A 14,168-nucleotide genomic window follows, 5' to 3' on the forward strand; every position below is an offset into this window, starting at 1 on the left:
GCCGCTTTTGTTTTATATACATGGACGCTACCAATAAGATATTACAAGGAAAAAAGATCCTGCTGGGCGTTTCCGGCAGCATCGCTGCCTATAAATCAGCCACCCTCGTCCGCCTGCTGGTAAAGGAAGGTGCTGAAGTAAAAGTAGTAATGACACAGGCCGCAGCCGACTTCATTACTCCCTTAACCCTGGCAACCCTGTCCAAAAATGATGTGCCACTCAATATCAGCGACCATAACAGCTGGAATAACCACGTGATGCTGGGCCGATGGGCCGATGTTATGCTCGTCGCCCCCGCTTCTGCCAATACCATCGCTAAAATGGCCAATGGCGGCTGCGATAACCTGCTGATGGCAGTGTTCCTTTCCGCCGCATGTCCCGTAATGTTTGCACCAGCCATGGATGAAGACATGTGGCACCACCCCGCCACCCGCGCTAACCTCGAAAAACTTAGCAAATACGGCCTCCGCCAGATCCCCGTGGATTCCGGCGAACTGGCCAGCGGACTCGTAGGCGAAGGCCGAATGGCTGAACCGGAAAGTATCGTGACCCTGCTGCGCCAGCACTTCAGCCAGCATATAAAGCAAAAACCTCTCGCAGGCCAGCTGGCCGTAGTAACAGCCGGCCCCACAGTAGAACATATAGACCCGGTGCGCTATATCAGCAATCACTCCACCGGTAAAATGGGCATCGCCATCGCAGAAGCCCTCGCCGACGCAGGCGCCAAAGTGAAACTCGTACTGGGTCCCACTTATCTTACCACCCACCATGCCGGCATCGAGATTATCCCGGTGACCACCGCAGACGAAATGTTCCGCAGCGTTATTGCAGCCTTCCCGCTCTCCGATATCGTAGTAGCCGCCGCTGCCGTGGCAGATTACCGCCCGGCAAACATCGCCGACAAAAAAATCAAGAAGAACGAAGAACAGCTGACAATCGCCCTCGAAAAAACACACGACATACTGCGCACCCTGGGCAATAACAAAGGCCCGGCGCAAATGCTCGTAGGTTTTTCCCTGGAAACAAACAACGAAAAAGAATATGCCCTGAAAAAGCTGCGTGACAAGAATCTCGACATGATCGTGATGAACTCACTCGCCGATCCAGGCGCCGGATTTAACTATGATACCAACAAGGTAACCCTGTTTGACCGCAAAGGAAAAGAACGCAGTCTTCCATTGAAATCGAAGCAAGAGGTAGCCAGGGATATTGTTTCCGCTATAATTGAATTGCAACATGCATAAGCTTTTCCCTTACATCCTGCTACTGGCAGGTACATTTGTATGCACATTGTGCTGTCTGCCTGCATCCTCACAGGAGATCAGAGCCAATGTTACTGTTCTGGCCAATCAGGTCCAGGGCGTGGACAAAAAAATGTTCACCACGCTGCAGACAGCCCTCAAAGAATTTATTAATAACCGCCACTGGACCGACGATGCCTTTACACCTGCTGAGCGCATAGAATGCAATTTCCTCCTGAACGTCACTGCCAGCAATGGCAACAACACCTTCAGCGGAAGCCTTACCATACAGGCAACCAGACCCGTTTTCAACGCCGGTTACGTGACCAGCCTGCTCAATACCCAGGATAATAACGTGGCCTTCCGCTATGTGGAGTTCCAGCCACTGGAATTCAGCGACAACAGGGTGGTGGGCAACGATCCGCTGGCTTCCAATCTCACCGCCATCATGGCCTACTACGTGTACATCATACTGGGACTGGATTATGACTCCTTCTCACCACGTGGCGGCGACGCCTTCTTCAAGAAGGCACTCAACATTGTTAACAATGCCCCCGATGCGAAAGATGTTTCCGGCTGGAAAGCCTTCGAAGGTAAACGTAACCGGTACTGGCTGCAGGACAACCTCCTCAACGTAAAATTCAGCCAGTTTCATGATGTGATGTACCAGTATCACCGCCAGGGCCTTGATGTAATGTACGATGATGTGAATAAAGGCAGGGCTACCATTATGAACTGCCTGAACATGCTGTACGCTATTCACCAGGATGTGCCCAACTCCATGCTGTTGCAAACATTCTACGCTGCCAAAGCGGGTGAATTGCAAAAGATCTTCTCCAAGGCCATGCCACAGGAGAAAAGCAGGGCTGCTGAACTGCTGGCCCAAATGGATGTGCCCAACGCACAGAAGTATCATGATATGAAATAAGAATGAGCCCCACGCCAACAGCATGGGGGAAAAGTAAGTATAATGAAGATAGTATTGAAGCTGATCGTAACCGGGATGTGTTTGTATTTTATCTCCTGTGCTGATGCAGGTAAAGTACCGGCGAAAATCATCGCTAAACAAAAGATGAGCGCTATATTGATTGACATGTCGCTGGCAGATGCCTATGGTAACGACGCTACAGCTGAAACAATGCGCCTGCCCGATTCCTTGCGACAGGAAAAAATTAAGGTATATTATAAACAAATCCTTAACCTGCACCAGGTAAGCGTACCTGAGTTCACGAGCAGTTACGCCTGGTATGAAGAACACCCGGACAGGCTCCGTGAAGTGTTTGAGATAGTACAGGCGGAGATCAGCAAAATGAAAAGTAAGCTGGGAGACCCCGCTGATGAAAATGCTCCCATCAAATACCGCTTAAAGCGACTATTCCCTTATGCAGAAAAAGTAATAGCGCTGCCTGGGGCCGATACCATACGGCCTTTCGTGAAGCGCTTACCCTGAATAAAATCATAAAACACCAAAACATGAACAAAGTAGTAGCAAATGCAGATGAAGCTATACAGGACATCCAGGATGGCGCTGTGTTAATGCTGGGAGGGTTTGGTTTGTGTGGTATTCCGGAAAACAGTATTGCAGCACTCGTAAGAAAAGGCGTAAAAGATCTGACCTGTATCTCCAACAACGCCGGCGTAGATGACTTCGGGCTTGGAATGTTGCTGAAGACCCGCCAGATCAGAAAAATGATGTCGTCCTACGTAGGGGAGAACGCAGAGTTTGAAAGACAACTTCTCGCCGGAGAGCTGGAAGTAGACCTCATTCCGCAAGGTACATTGGCCACGCGCATACAAATGGCCGGAATGGGCATTCCCGCCTTTTATACCCCCGCAGGCTATGGAACAGAAATAGCAGAAGGTAAAGAAGTACGTGAGTTCAATAACAAGAAGTATCTCATGGAACTGGCACTGCATGCAGATTTTGCAATTGTCAAAGCATGGAAAGGAGATACCACAGGTAACCTGCAATTCCGCAAAACCACCCGCAACTTCAGTACCTCTATGGCCAAAGCCGGTCAGATCACCATTGCAGAAGTAGAACACCTGGTACAACCAGGAGAGCTGGACCCTGACCAGATCCACGTAGCAGGAGTTTATGTGCACCGCATCTTCCAGGGGCACGATTATGAAAAACGGATCGAGCGCAAAACAGTAAGCATCTAAGCTGCCTGCTTATTTTACCAGATCCCCTATTCGCAAATCTCAAAAACTTATTTTATGCCTCTCGACAAATATGGCATCGCCAAAAGAATAGCGCAGGAATTGAAGGATGGGATGTATGTAAACCTGGGTATCGGCATCCCTACCCTGGTCTCCAATTATGTGCCCGCCGGAATCTCTATTATGTTACAGTCTGAAAACGGTATGCTGGGCATGGGACCCTATCCCGCAGAAGCCGATATCGACGCAGATCTCATTAATGCAGGAAAAGAAACCGTTACCCTATTACCTGGTGGCAGCTTCTTTGATTCAGCCGAAAGTTTTGGCATGATACGCGCCGGCAAGGTGGATCTTACCGTGCTGGGAGCTATGGAAGTTTCTCACAACGGTGATATTGCCAACTGGAAAATCCCAGGTAAAATGGTGAAGGGAATGGGTGGCGCAATGGACCTCGTAGCATCCGCCAAGAATATCATCGTGGCTATGCTGCACACCAATCCCAAAGGAGAAAGTAAATTGCTGCCGGCCTGTACACTTCCACTCACAGGTGTTAATTGTGTAAAGAAAATTGTTACCGACCTGGCAGTACTGGACGTTACTCCACAGGGCTTTAAACTGCTCGAACGCGCACCCGGTGTGACGGTAGAGGAGATCAAAAATAAAACGGCAGGCAAATTGATCGTTGAAGGTGATATACCTGAAATGAAAATATAAACCGTGATATTTATTTATGTAGATATTTTTCAAATCAGTAAAAATATCTACATAAATGAATGCAAAATATTCTTCGTCACATTCCCCAATATCCCTCCATCAAATCACCAAATGACAAAATTATTGGGTAACTTACAACTTGCTAAACTATGTAAAGGTGCAAGGTGGTTATCTTTGTTATAATGGTAAGCTAATACCCGCTGCTGATCCGATCTTTACGGCCGATAACCGTTCATTTCGCTATGGCGACGGGTGCTTTGAAACAATGAAAGTCTACCAAGGACATATATTGCTGGCTGACCTCCATTTCGAACGCTTACTCACCAGCCTCAATCTGCTGCATTTCGACATTCCCTCCCATTTCACCAAGAATTATTTTGCCAGACAGATCATTGACCTCTGCAATAAAAATGATGTTGCCGATATGGCGCGTGTACGGTTGGCTGTATTTCGCAATGACGGCGGATTATATCATCCTGTAGACAACCATCCCAGTTATATTATTCAGGCAACTGAACTGGATAAATGTGTATTGGAACTGAATGAAACAGGCCTGGTGCTGGATGTATTCCCGGATGTAAGAAAGAGCTGTGATAAGCTGTCATCCATCAAATCAAATAATTGCCTGCCTTATGTAATGGCCGCCATGTACGGCCGCCAACACAGCCTGAATGAAGTGCTGCTGCTCAATCAATATGGGCGCATTGCAGACAGCACGATTGCTAATGTATTTGTAGTGCATCGCAATACGATTTATACACCGCCATTATCTGAAGGAGGCGTTTGCGGTGTGATGCGTAAACATTTGCTGAAAACAGAGCTGCCATTCAGAATAGAAGAGAAACCGCTTACGGTAGAAGACCTGGAAAATGCAGATGAAATATTTCTGACGAATGCTATTTCCGGTATCCGATGGGTAGGTGTGTTTCGCGATAGTAGCTACGGTAATGCCACAGCAGCTATTCTCCATGAATTACTACATGAGGCTATTTTGTAATTGAATATATAATTGGTAAGGGTTCCTTATAAAATAAAAGAGCAGATGCGATCGCATCTGCTCTTTTATTTTATAAGTGATTGCTTAGTTGCGTAGTTTCTGCGCAGCTTCCATCAGGGAGGTGACAGCAGCCTTGCCCTCCGTTCCGAGATCGAGGCTGAAATCATTTACATACAAATCTATATGCTGCCGCATTACCTGTTCATCCATTTCCTGCGCATGTGATTTTACGTAGTCAGACAGCTGTGGATAATGGCGGTAGGCATGTTGCAGGCTTTCATGTATGAGTGTGTCTACTTTTGCGCGCACATCTGCGGGCACATCTTTGCGGATGAAGATGCCGCCAAGCGGAATAGGACTGCCAGTGGTTTCTTCCCAGAATTCGCCCATGTCCATCAGTTTCACAAGCCCCTTGAGCTGGTAGGTAAAACGGTTTTCATGGATGATTACGCCGGCATCTGCCTCCCCATTCAGCACCGCGTTTTCAATGTCGGAGAATACCATGATCTTTTTTTTCTTCGCTTCAGGAAAGGCAATAGAAAAGAGGAGATTGGCAGTGGTGTTTTCTCCGGGAATAGCGATGGTAAGATCTTTTATCTCGTCTCTGGGAATGTCTCTTTTAGCGATGAGCAACGGTCCGCAGCCACGGCCCAATGCGCTGCCGCTGTTAAGCAGGTCGTATTGCTCCTTCACTTTCAGGTACACCGCGAAGCTCAGTTTGGTAATAGGCAGCTTCCCTTCAAGCGCCCATCTGTTCAGCGTTTCCACATCTTCGAGTTGTGTGTCGAAGGTTAGCCCCTTTGTATCTATTTTATTATTCACCATTGCATCAAAAATGAACGTATCATTCGGGCAAGGTGAAAATCCTAAAGATAAATGCATATGCAATTAATGTTTTATTAGTCTGTAAATCATATACCATTCAGTGTTTCCACAGTTTTAACCAGTTCTTCGTTGAGGGCCTTTACTGCCAACGGAATTCTCCATCTGCTCTTGTCTCTCACTTCCACGTAGTTGGAGAGTGTGCGTAACTGCAGGAAGGGAATGCCATGCGTCAGGCAGGCGTAGTGGAAGGCGGCGCCCTCCATACTCTCTGTATCAGGGGCATACCTGTTTTCAAGTCTGTCGATAGTTAGCCTGCTGCCGCTGACAAGGTTTACGCTGACCCCGGTGGCACTGGGCAGTGCTGGCGCAAAAGGCAGCCCAGCGAAAGTATTAACCAGGGCTGTACCGGTGAAGGGCTGCTGGGACGGCTGCCACAGTTGTATATCAAATAAATCTTTAAACTGATCATTGTCTTCTGCACCCAGGTCAGCCAGGTATTCCTTTTCGATCACTACCGCGGTGCCAAGCTCCCAGTTATGGCGGAATGTGCCGGCTATGCCGCCCTGAAGGGCCATGTCCGGCTTGTTGACCGCAAAATACCCGCCAAGGCTGAATGCGGTGTGCATCATTCCGATCCCCGCTATCACTACATCAATTTCGCAGTGACCTAATCTATATTGCCGTGCTTTTAACGTTTCGCCATGCTGTTGAAGGAAGTCCAGAAACGGCTGTATTTCCAGTGTGGTAGCCGCAGTAACCAGTATTTTCATAGGGTAAATGTACAGCAAAAATGATTGCAGCCAGTGTAAAACAATTGACAGGAATTAGGATAAATTGGCTCTACTCAGAGAATAGTGGTATTTTTGCGAAAATTTTTTCGAAAAATGATCTATTTAACGCGAGTAGAGAACTTTAATGCTGCGCATAAGTTATCTAACCCGGACTGGAGCAAGGAAAAGAACGAAGAAGTATTTGGAAAATGTGCCAATGCTAACTGGCACGGTCATAACTACGAACTGCATGTTACCATAAAAGGGAATCCTGATCCCCAGACAGGCTTTGTATTTAACGCCAAAACACTGGGCGATATCATTAAGGATGTCGTGATCGAGAAGATTGACCACCGCAATCTCAACCTGGATGTGGATTTTATGGCCGGTAAATTTACATCGGCTGAAAACCTGGCCATTGCCATATGGGATCAGCTGACTCAACATTTACCTGCAGATGTTCATTTACACTGTATCAAGTTGTATGAAACACCACGCATATACGTAGAGTACTACGGTGGTAAATAAAAACATATAAGCATGGCGTATAATAAGGTAGAAAGTTATGACGATAAGATCACGACTGATCTTATGAAGAATTACAAAGCATGTCTGGAATTGCTGGGAGAAGATTCGGAGAGGGAAGGATTGTTGAAAACGCCAGAACGTGTGGCCAAAGCCATGCAATTCCTTACTCAGGGTTATCAGCAGGATGCCAAAGCAATCCTCGCCGGAGCCAAATTTACAGAAGCCTACAGCGAAATGGTCATCGTAAAGGACATTGAACTGTATTCCATGTGTGAGCACCACATGCTGCCATTCTTCGGGAAAGCACATGTAGCCTATATCCCCAATGGCTACATCACCGGCCTTAGTAAACTGGCCCGCGTAGTAGACGTATTTGCACGCCGCCTGCAGGTACAGGAGCGACTTACACACCAGATCCTGGATGCTATCCAGGAAACGCTGCAGCCCCAGGGGGTTGCTGTGGTGATCGAAGCACAACACCTCTGCATGATGATGCGCGGTGTACAAAAGCAGAATTCTATTACAACTACTTCTGCTTTCAGTGGTCAGTTTGAAGACGGCCGCACGAGAAGCGAGTTTATGAAGCTGATCAGCAAATAAATAACGAAGTAAAATGGTTCTGATCGCGTTATGTGCTTATTTTTTTATTTAGTTATCTAGTTACTTTGTTTTCGTGCAAACCTTAATTGAAACAAATTAACTACATAACTAAATAAAAAAATAAGCACATAACGCGATCAGAACCATTTTTCTATTTAGAAAAGAATAGATTGTATATTTGATTAATTTTTATTTGATAGCGTAAATTTTAACGTAACCAAAATGAAGCATGCATACGTATTTCCCGGACAAGGTTCTCAGTTTCCGGGCATGGGTAAAAACCTGTATGATACCAACGAGAAAGCAAAAGCACTGTTTGAGCAGGCCAATGAAATTTTAGGTTTCCGTATTTCTGATATAATGTTCACCGGCACCGAAGCCGATCTGAAACAAACCAATGTAACGCAACCCGCTGTATTCCTTCATGCTGTTATTGCCTTTCTGTGTACAGAACATTCCAGCCCTGAAATGGTAGCAGGCCATTCTCTTGGTGAGTTTTCCGCGCTGGTAGCCAATGGTGTATTGTCGTTTGAAGATGCGCTGCGCCTCGTAGCTATCAGGGCCAACGCTATGCAGAAAGCCTGCGAACAGCAGCCTTCAACAATGGCTGCAGTACTTGCACTGGATGACGCTAAAGTAGAAGAAATCTGCACCAGGGTAGCTGCCGAAACAGGTGAGATCGTTGTGCCTGCCAACTATAACTGTCCGGGGCAGCTGGTTATTTCCGGTACGCTGAAAGGTGTGGAAGTAGCCTGCGAGCAAATGAAGGCCGCAGGGGCCAAACGCGCCATGATACTGCCCGTAGGCGGTGCGTTCCATTCGCCGCTGATGGCTCCCGCAAAAGAAGAACTGCAGGCCGCCATTGAAAAAACAACTTTCAACACACCTTCCTGTCCCGTATACCAAAACGTTGCCGCCGCCGCTGTAACAGACGCTACACAGATCAAACAAAACCTGATCGACCAGCTCACTGGCGCTGTAAAATGGACACAGTCCGTACAGGCAATGATAGCAGATGGCGCAAAAGAATTCACAGAAGTAGGCCCCGGTAAAGTATTACAGGGACTTGTACAAAAGATCAATAAAGAAACCGTTGTAAACGGAATAAGTTAGTTTCTCGCAAAGCTGCATAAGGAGCAAAGAGCGCAAAGGGTATTTTTAAGTTAGCAAAGAACTATTTTATAGTCCGTAAATATTGTCTGGTACTATTAAACCGTCTTATTTAACTTAAAAACACCCTTTGCGCTCTTTGCTCCTTATGCAGCTTTGCGAGAAACTACAACGCTATCGTCATCTCGTACTGAGATAAATAAAATTTCAATCCGGCCTGTTCCAGGAACTTTCCTATCTCCGGAGAATTCTCATCGATATTAATAATACTCATCGTATCGCCCAATGTATCAGCTGCATGGCGCAGTAGGGCATTACCCACACCACGGCGGCGGAAGTCCGGATGAACAGCGATATTCCTGATGCGGCGGGTATCCCTGTGCACTGCAATGTATCCTGCCGGTTGGCCATCAATAAAGGCTTCCCAGATGCCGGTATAAGGCTGCTCACGCAGGATGCTCTCCGGGGTATTGGACCATCCTGGTTTCATATCCATAAATGCAGCCAGCTGTTGCCAGTCAGGCGCGTCATTTTCTTTGATAATAATTTCTGCTGGTATCTCGCCGGCGGTAATAGTGCCTTTGTAACAATGAAAGATACGTGACTTCCGGAAGCCGGAATTAGTGTATGCTTTGATGGCAGGGAGATTGGTACTGATCACCTCCAGCGTGATCTTCTCAATTCCCTGACGGCGGTAAACAGGGATGAACTTGTCATACATTTTTTGTACGAGATGTTGCCCGCGGTGCGCAGGCCTCACGCCCGTGCCGCCGTTGTAAAGTTCTTTAGGGTGCTCACTGTTGTCTGTGCCATGCAGTATGAAGGCGCCAATTGTATCGCCATCAAACGCTCCGATCGAGTAAGCGCGCTGGAGATTCTCGCCTTTCATTTTCTGCTCCAGTATGGATGGGGTTAACTGCAGCGGTACTAGATAATCACTGAATGCTTCATTAAATGCGGTGCAAATGTCTTCTGTCGTCTGGTCCTGCAGGTCGTGGAAATCGTTTAGGTATATCATAGTCGAAATGTATAAAAGTATGTCGCCAATATTAGGAACGATTCACGACATACGCTCACACATTTATATAAGCGGAAAGTTATTTCAGCTCAATACTCACGTTGATCCATTCGGGATCAAATTTCGTAGAATATTTTTTATAGAAGTTGATGGCTGGTTCATTCCATTCCAGCACCTGGAAAGTGATACCACTGAAGTCTTTTTCTTTTGCTTCAGTTATCAGCTGATCAAACAGCAACTTACCTACTCCTTTGCCGCGCCAGCTCTCTGTAACCACAATGTCTTCCAGGTAGAGGCGGCAACCTTTCCAGGTAGAGTAGCGGATATAGTATAGCGCAAAGCCTACAATCATCTCTGTTCCATTCACCTGCGTGGTGGCTGCAAAAGCTTTCCATACAGGATGGGCGCCAAAACCCGCGTCTTCAAAATGTGACAGGCTCACAGTCACCTGTTCAACCGCATTTTCATACAGAGCCAGTTCTCTGATAAGTTCGAGTAGTCTCGGGCAATCTTCTCTCCTGGCAATCCTTAATGTTACCTGTTCCATATGCTCTGTTTTATTCAACTTCAATCTCAACACTTACTGCTGCAAAATAAAAAAATATGAGTTAGCGTAATAGATATTAGTTTTGAGTATTGGTTTTTGAATTATTGAAAAGTTAATATCTGTGCATGAAAGAAATCCTGGTGCAATACGCATCTTACAACTATTGGGCTAATCAGCAGATAACAGCTGTGTTGCAGAAGCTGGAGGAAGAAGAAGCTGACAAGGATCTTGGTGGTAGCTTTTCCACACTCCGCAAACTGATATTACATGTATGGCTTACAGACAGCACCTGGTTTCAGCGGTTGCAACTCGCGGAAAAACCCGTAGATGTTACCGCCGGTTTCAACGGATCTTTTGCCGACGCCTGTAAGGCCTGGCTGAAGCAATCATTACAGCTGCAGGAATGGGTGAAACAGGCCACTCCTGCCCGCCTGGCACATACGGTGGCATTTACACGGGCAAAGAGTGAACACCATAAAATGGAGGCACAGCACATCGTGATGCATGTGTGCAACCACAGCTCCTTTCATCGCGGACAACTGGTGCATATGCTCAGGCAGTTGGGCGTAAATAAGATACCGGGAACGGACTACAGCAGTTTTATCATAAAAAAATAAGTTGTTTATATTACTTTTACCGGAATTTTCGCTGTTAATGCTCCATTATGAACGCTGCATCCTTCTATACAAAAGCTCCCAAACACCTCGTGGCAGTAGACTGTATCATCTTTGGATTTGATGAAGGTAAACTGAAACTGCTGGTCATGAAGCGTAAACTGGCGCCTATGGCCGGAGAATGGTCATTGGTAGGAGGCTTCGTACAGGTCGATGAAAGCACGGATGAAGCGGCAGGCAGGGTGCTGAAACTTACCACCGGGCTGGAGAATATTTACATGAACCAGCTGCATTGCTACGGTGATGTCACCCGTGATACCGGCGCCAGGGTAATTTCCGTAGCCTATTACGCCCTGATCAGGATCAAAGATCATGACCGTCCGCTGGCCCAGGAACATGGCGCCCACTGGCTGGAATTGCACCAGATCCCCACACTGATATTTGACCACAACCGCATGATCGAAGATGCGCTGGTGGAGCTGCGCAAGAACGCCCAGTTTCACCCGATAGGCTTTGAACTCCTCCCCGAGAAATTTACCCTGTCACAACTGAGATGCCTGTACGAAGAAATATACCAGCGCACACTGGATAAACGTAATTTCCGCAAAAAGATCCTCTCGCTCGATGTCATGGAGAAACTGGAGGAAAAAGATAAAACCTCTTCCAAAAAAGGAGCGCATCTTTATCGTTTTGATTCCCTGAAGTACGAGCTGCTGATGAAGAAAGGACTGGTATTTGAGATCTAGGGCTTTATTGCGGAGGTATCTATTCCCATCTTCTTTAACCCTTTTTCACCCGCTTCAGTGAGATAATAATGTTTCTCACTGTCAGGATCCCTTGCTATCCATCCCTTTTCAATAAAGTTATCGGTCAGCAGTTGCCCCAGTTTGCCGCCAATATGGCTGTAACAGAACTTCACAGGCTTTTTGATGTCCTTTTCTGATGCCATAAGAATAGATGTTTTCCTCGTGATCTGAAAGTATAAGAATTACGTCAAAGATAGCTAACCTGCATGAATGAGGAAATGAACAAAATGAATAAAATGACTTAGCTTTATTTAGTGTAATTATAGTTACTTTCCCGGTTGAACTATGAGGAGACACCAGCCATATCTGCGGTGGTTTTGCCTTTGTTGGCTAACCACTGTTCCCTTGCTGCTGCATGCGCAATATAGGGAGGTTGTCCGCATGAAGAATATACTCCCTGGTATAAAGGACAGCATATTATACACAGATGCGCTCAACCGGCTGGCAATACTCTATCAAACGCAACAGCTGGACAGTTGTGGCGTTTATGCCGCCGCCGCCAGGAACCTGGCTATGCGCATCGGGTACCAGCAAGGACTTGATCTCGCCCTGCGCAACCTCGGTAGTTATTATGCCTTCAGACCCCACCGTTACCTTTCTTTTCATTTTTATAATGATGCGCTTACGGAGAGCAATACTGCCGGAGATACGGTCAATGCGCTCATGGCAATGATGAATATCGGTATCTATTATCAGTACAACGGCAGGCACGATATGGCGCAACAATATGTAGACCGTGCTCTGCAAATGAGCAGCCAGGCTAACCTCGACTCTATCCATGCACTGGTGCTGGGCAACTATTATTTTATTAATGCCGCAGATACCACCAGGCTGTCAGACGCGCAACATGCCCTGCAAACAGCTACAGACATCGCCACCAGGTTGAATGATAAGCGCGAGATCCTTTACCTGCGATTATTTCGTGCTAATGAACTCCTCCGCTCCGGAGATATAACCGCTTCACTCAAGACGCTTTCGGCCGTAACAACTGCAGCACTGACAGATAGCATGTACTACCTGGCGATGTATGCCAGTATGCAGACTGCTGGCTACAGGGCCTGGCAACATGCACCGGATTCCCTGCACTATTGGGAGCAGACAGTTAATTACGCTCGCGCAGGTGGTTATATCGGTCTTATCCTCCCCGTCGCCACAAAACTGTACGGATATTATAGAAAAAACGGAAACGCCGCTGCTGCCGCCAGCTACAGCAGGCTTATACTGAACATAATGCAACAGCAGCAGGACGATATGCAGCAGGGTGAAATGGATTATATCGCCTACAATTTCCAGGATAAAATCATGGACTCGCTGAGAATGCAACACCTCTATCAGCAACAGCTGCTGCAAACTGCTCAGGTAGAGTCGCATTACTGGCAGTATCTGTTTATCATCCTGATTGCAGTTACTATTTTATTGCTGTTATTGCTGCTGTTGCTTGGAAAGGCATACCGCAACGCCGGCCGCCGTACCGCCAGGCTGGCGCTGATACAGGATCAGATCAGAACGGCAAATGATCAGCTGCGGGCAAGCGATGATTTCAAGAATAAACTGATCTCGCTGATTGCACACGATTTCAGAACGCCGCTTTACAACATTATTGACATTACCGGGTTTATAGAAGAGAAGGCGCTGACCATTTCCGATGCAACCATATTGATTGGGGAAGTCGATGAACGGGCAACAGCTACACTGGCGGTTTTTGAAGAGATCCTTAAATGGATGCGCACGCAGTTGTCGGGATTTGTTTATCAGCCGGGAACGTTTGTCTTGAGCGAAATGATCACCGCTGTGGAACAGTCGCTGACTGTACAGATAAAGGAGAAGAATATCCGCGTGAACAAAAATATACCACCGGAATTTGAAGTGCTGGCCGACTATGAGATGCTGCAGTTCATTCACCGGAACTTCCTGCACAATGCCGTTAAATTTTCTACGGAAGGAGGCGCTATAACTATTACAGCCACACGTAAGGATGGAAAGAGTGTAGTAACCTTTACAGATGAAGGACAGGGCATAGATCCAACCGTGCTCCCCGGCCTTTTTGCCTATAACAGCAACGCACATGAACAACAGCGGGCTGGCAAAGGCGCAGGATTGGCATTAATAATTTGCAAGGATTTTATCGATAAAATGAATGGAGAAACGGGCGCTTTCAACAACCCTGAAAGAGGAAGTACTTTCTTTTACCGGCTGCCGGAAACGCAATAATACGAACGATAGCTACGGTATGAA

General features: G+C 46.8%; 17 protein-coding genes. 12 read left to right on the forward strand and 5 right to left on the reverse strand.

The window, feature by feature from the left end; genetic code table 11:
* Positions 1 to 20 precede the first annotated feature (20 nt).
* From coaBC to VM802_RS16910, 6 genes are all read left to right on the forward strand, one after another.
* Positions 21 to 1,244, forward strand: a complete 1,224-nt coding sequence (gene coaBC / locus VM802_RS16885) for a bifunctional phosphopantothenoylcysteine decarboxylase/phosphopantothenate--cysteine ligase CoaBC (RefSeq protein ID WP_325532583.1) — start codon at positions 21 to 23, stop codon at positions 1,242 to 1,244.
* Positions 1,237 to 2,169, forward strand: coding sequence for a type IX secretion system protein PorD (gene porD, locus VM802_RS16890; RefSeq protein WP_325532585.1), 933 nt, complete (start codon positions 1,237 to 1,239; stop codon positions 2,167 to 2,169). The genes coaBC and porD overlap by 8 nt, the downstream gene beginning before the upstream one ends.
* Before the next feature lie 42 nt (positions 2,170 to 2,211).
* Entirely contained in the window at positions 2,212 to 2,691 is a 480-nt protein-coding gene (locus VM802_RS16895) for a DUF4296 domain-containing protein (protein ID WP_325532587.1), read from the forward strand.
* Positions 2,692 to 2,714: 23 nt separating this feature from the next.
* Positions 2,715 to 3,407, forward strand: coding sequence for a CoA transferase subunit A (locus VM802_RS16900; RefSeq protein WP_325532589.1), 693 nt, complete (start codon positions 2,715 to 2,717; stop codon positions 3,405 to 3,407).
* A 54-nt stretch (positions 3,408 to 3,461) separates the two neighbouring features.
* A complete protein-coding gene (locus tag VM802_RS16905; RefSeq protein WP_325532591.1) occupies positions 3,462 to 4,118 on the forward strand; it encodes a 3-oxoacid CoA-transferase subunit B in 657 nt (218 codons plus the stop codon).
* A gap of 157 nt (positions 4,119 to 4,275) precedes the next feature.
* Complete coding sequence (locus VM802_RS16910) at positions 4,276 to 5,115, forward strand: aminotransferase class IV (RefSeq protein WP_325532593.1); 840 nt, start codon at positions 4,276 to 4,278, stop codon at positions 5,113 to 5,115.
* Between the two features lie 84 nt (positions 5,116 to 5,199).
* Here the strand turns inward: VM802_RS16910 and VM802_RS16915 are convergent, their stop codons facing one another.
* Together VM802_RS16915 and mqnB are read right to left on the reverse strand one after the other, a co-directional pair.
* A complete protein-coding gene (locus tag VM802_RS16915; protein ID WP_325532595.1) occupies positions 5,200 to 5,997 on the reverse strand; it encodes a 1,4-dihydroxy-6-naphtoate synthase in 798 nt (265 codons plus the stop codon).
* Positions 5,998 to 6,026: 29 nt separating this feature from the next.
* Complete coding sequence (mqnB, locus tag VM802_RS16920; RefSeq protein ID WP_325532596.1) at positions 6,027 to 6,710, reverse strand: futalosine hydrolase; 684 nt, start codon at positions 6,708 to 6,710, stop codon at positions 6,027 to 6,029.
* 114 nt (positions 6,711 to 6,824) lie between these two features.
* Here mqnB and VM802_RS16925 point away from each other — a divergent pair, with 114 nt between their 5' ends.
* From VM802_RS16925 to fabD, 3 genes are all read left to right on the forward strand, one after another.
* Positions 6,825 to 7,238, forward strand: coding sequence for a 6-pyruvoyl trahydropterin synthase family protein (locus VM802_RS16925; RefSeq protein WP_325532598.1), 414 nt, complete (start codon positions 6,825 to 6,827; stop codon positions 7,236 to 7,238).
* A gap of 12 nt (positions 7,239 to 7,250) precedes the next feature.
* On the forward strand, positions 7,251 to 7,838 hold the full coding sequence (gene folE / locus VM802_RS16930; protein ID WP_414647098.1) for a GTP cyclohydrolase I FolE: 588 nt from the start codon (positions 7,251 to 7,253) through the stop codon (positions 7,836 to 7,838).
* 222 nt (positions 7,839 to 8,060) lie between these two features.
* On the forward strand, positions 8,061 to 8,951 hold the full coding sequence (gene fabD / locus VM802_RS16935) for an ACP S-malonyltransferase (protein ID WP_325532600.1): 891 nt from the start codon (positions 8,061 to 8,063) through the stop codon (positions 8,949 to 8,951).
* A 163-nt stretch (positions 8,952 to 9,114) separates the two neighbouring features.
* Here fabD and VM802_RS16940 read toward each other — a convergent pair whose 3' ends face one another.
* Both VM802_RS16940 and VM802_RS16945 read right to left on the reverse strand, forming a co-directional pair.
* Positions 9,115 to 9,966, reverse strand: coding sequence for a GNAT family N-acetyltransferase (locus tag VM802_RS16940; RefSeq protein WP_325532602.1), 852 nt, complete (start codon positions 9,964 to 9,966; stop codon positions 9,115 to 9,117).
* Positions 9,967 to 10,045: 79 nt separating this feature from the next.
* Positions 10,046 to 10,513, reverse strand: coding sequence for a GNAT family N-acetyltransferase (locus VM802_RS16945; protein ID WP_325532604.1), 468 nt, complete (start codon positions 10,511 to 10,513; stop codon positions 10,046 to 10,048).
* A gap of 125 nt (positions 10,514 to 10,638) precedes the next feature.
* Between VM802_RS16945 and VM802_RS16950 the strand changes: the two genes are divergently transcribed.
* Entirely contained in the window at positions 10,639 to 11,130 is a 492-nt protein-coding gene (locus VM802_RS16950; RefSeq protein ID WP_325532605.1) for a DinB family protein, read from the forward strand.
* Between the two features lie 47 nt (positions 11,131 to 11,177).
* Positions 11,178 to 11,873 carry an NUDIX hydrolase gene (locus VM802_RS16955; RefSeq protein ID WP_325532608.1) on the forward strand — a complete coding sequence of 232 codons (696 nt, stop codon included), beginning with the start codon at positions 11,178 to 11,180 and terminating at the stop codon, positions 11,871 to 11,873.
* On the opposite strand, the gene VM802_RS16960 is transcribed toward VM802_RS16955, so the two are convergent.
* Complete coding sequence (locus VM802_RS16960; RefSeq protein ID WP_325532610.1) at positions 11,870 to 12,076, reverse strand: hypothetical protein; 207 nt, start codon at positions 12,074 to 12,076, stop codon at positions 11,870 to 11,872. The two genes, VM802_RS16955 and VM802_RS16960, sit on opposite strands and share 4 nt — an antisense overlap.
* 238 nt (positions 12,077 to 12,314) lie before the next feature.
* Between VM802_RS16960 and VM802_RS16965 the strand changes: the two genes are divergently transcribed.
* A complete protein-coding gene (locus tag VM802_RS16965) occupies positions 12,315 to 14,144 on the forward strand; it encodes an ATP-binding protein (RefSeq protein ID WP_325532612.1) in 1,830 nt (609 codons plus the stop codon).
* Positions 14,145 to 14,168 lie beyond the last annotated feature (24 nt).

Origin of the sequence: Chitinophaga sp. (assembly GCF_035538455.1) — a bacterium.
Classification (GTDB): Bacteria; Bacteroidota; Bacteroidia; order Chitinophagales; family Chitinophagaceae; genus Chitinophaga.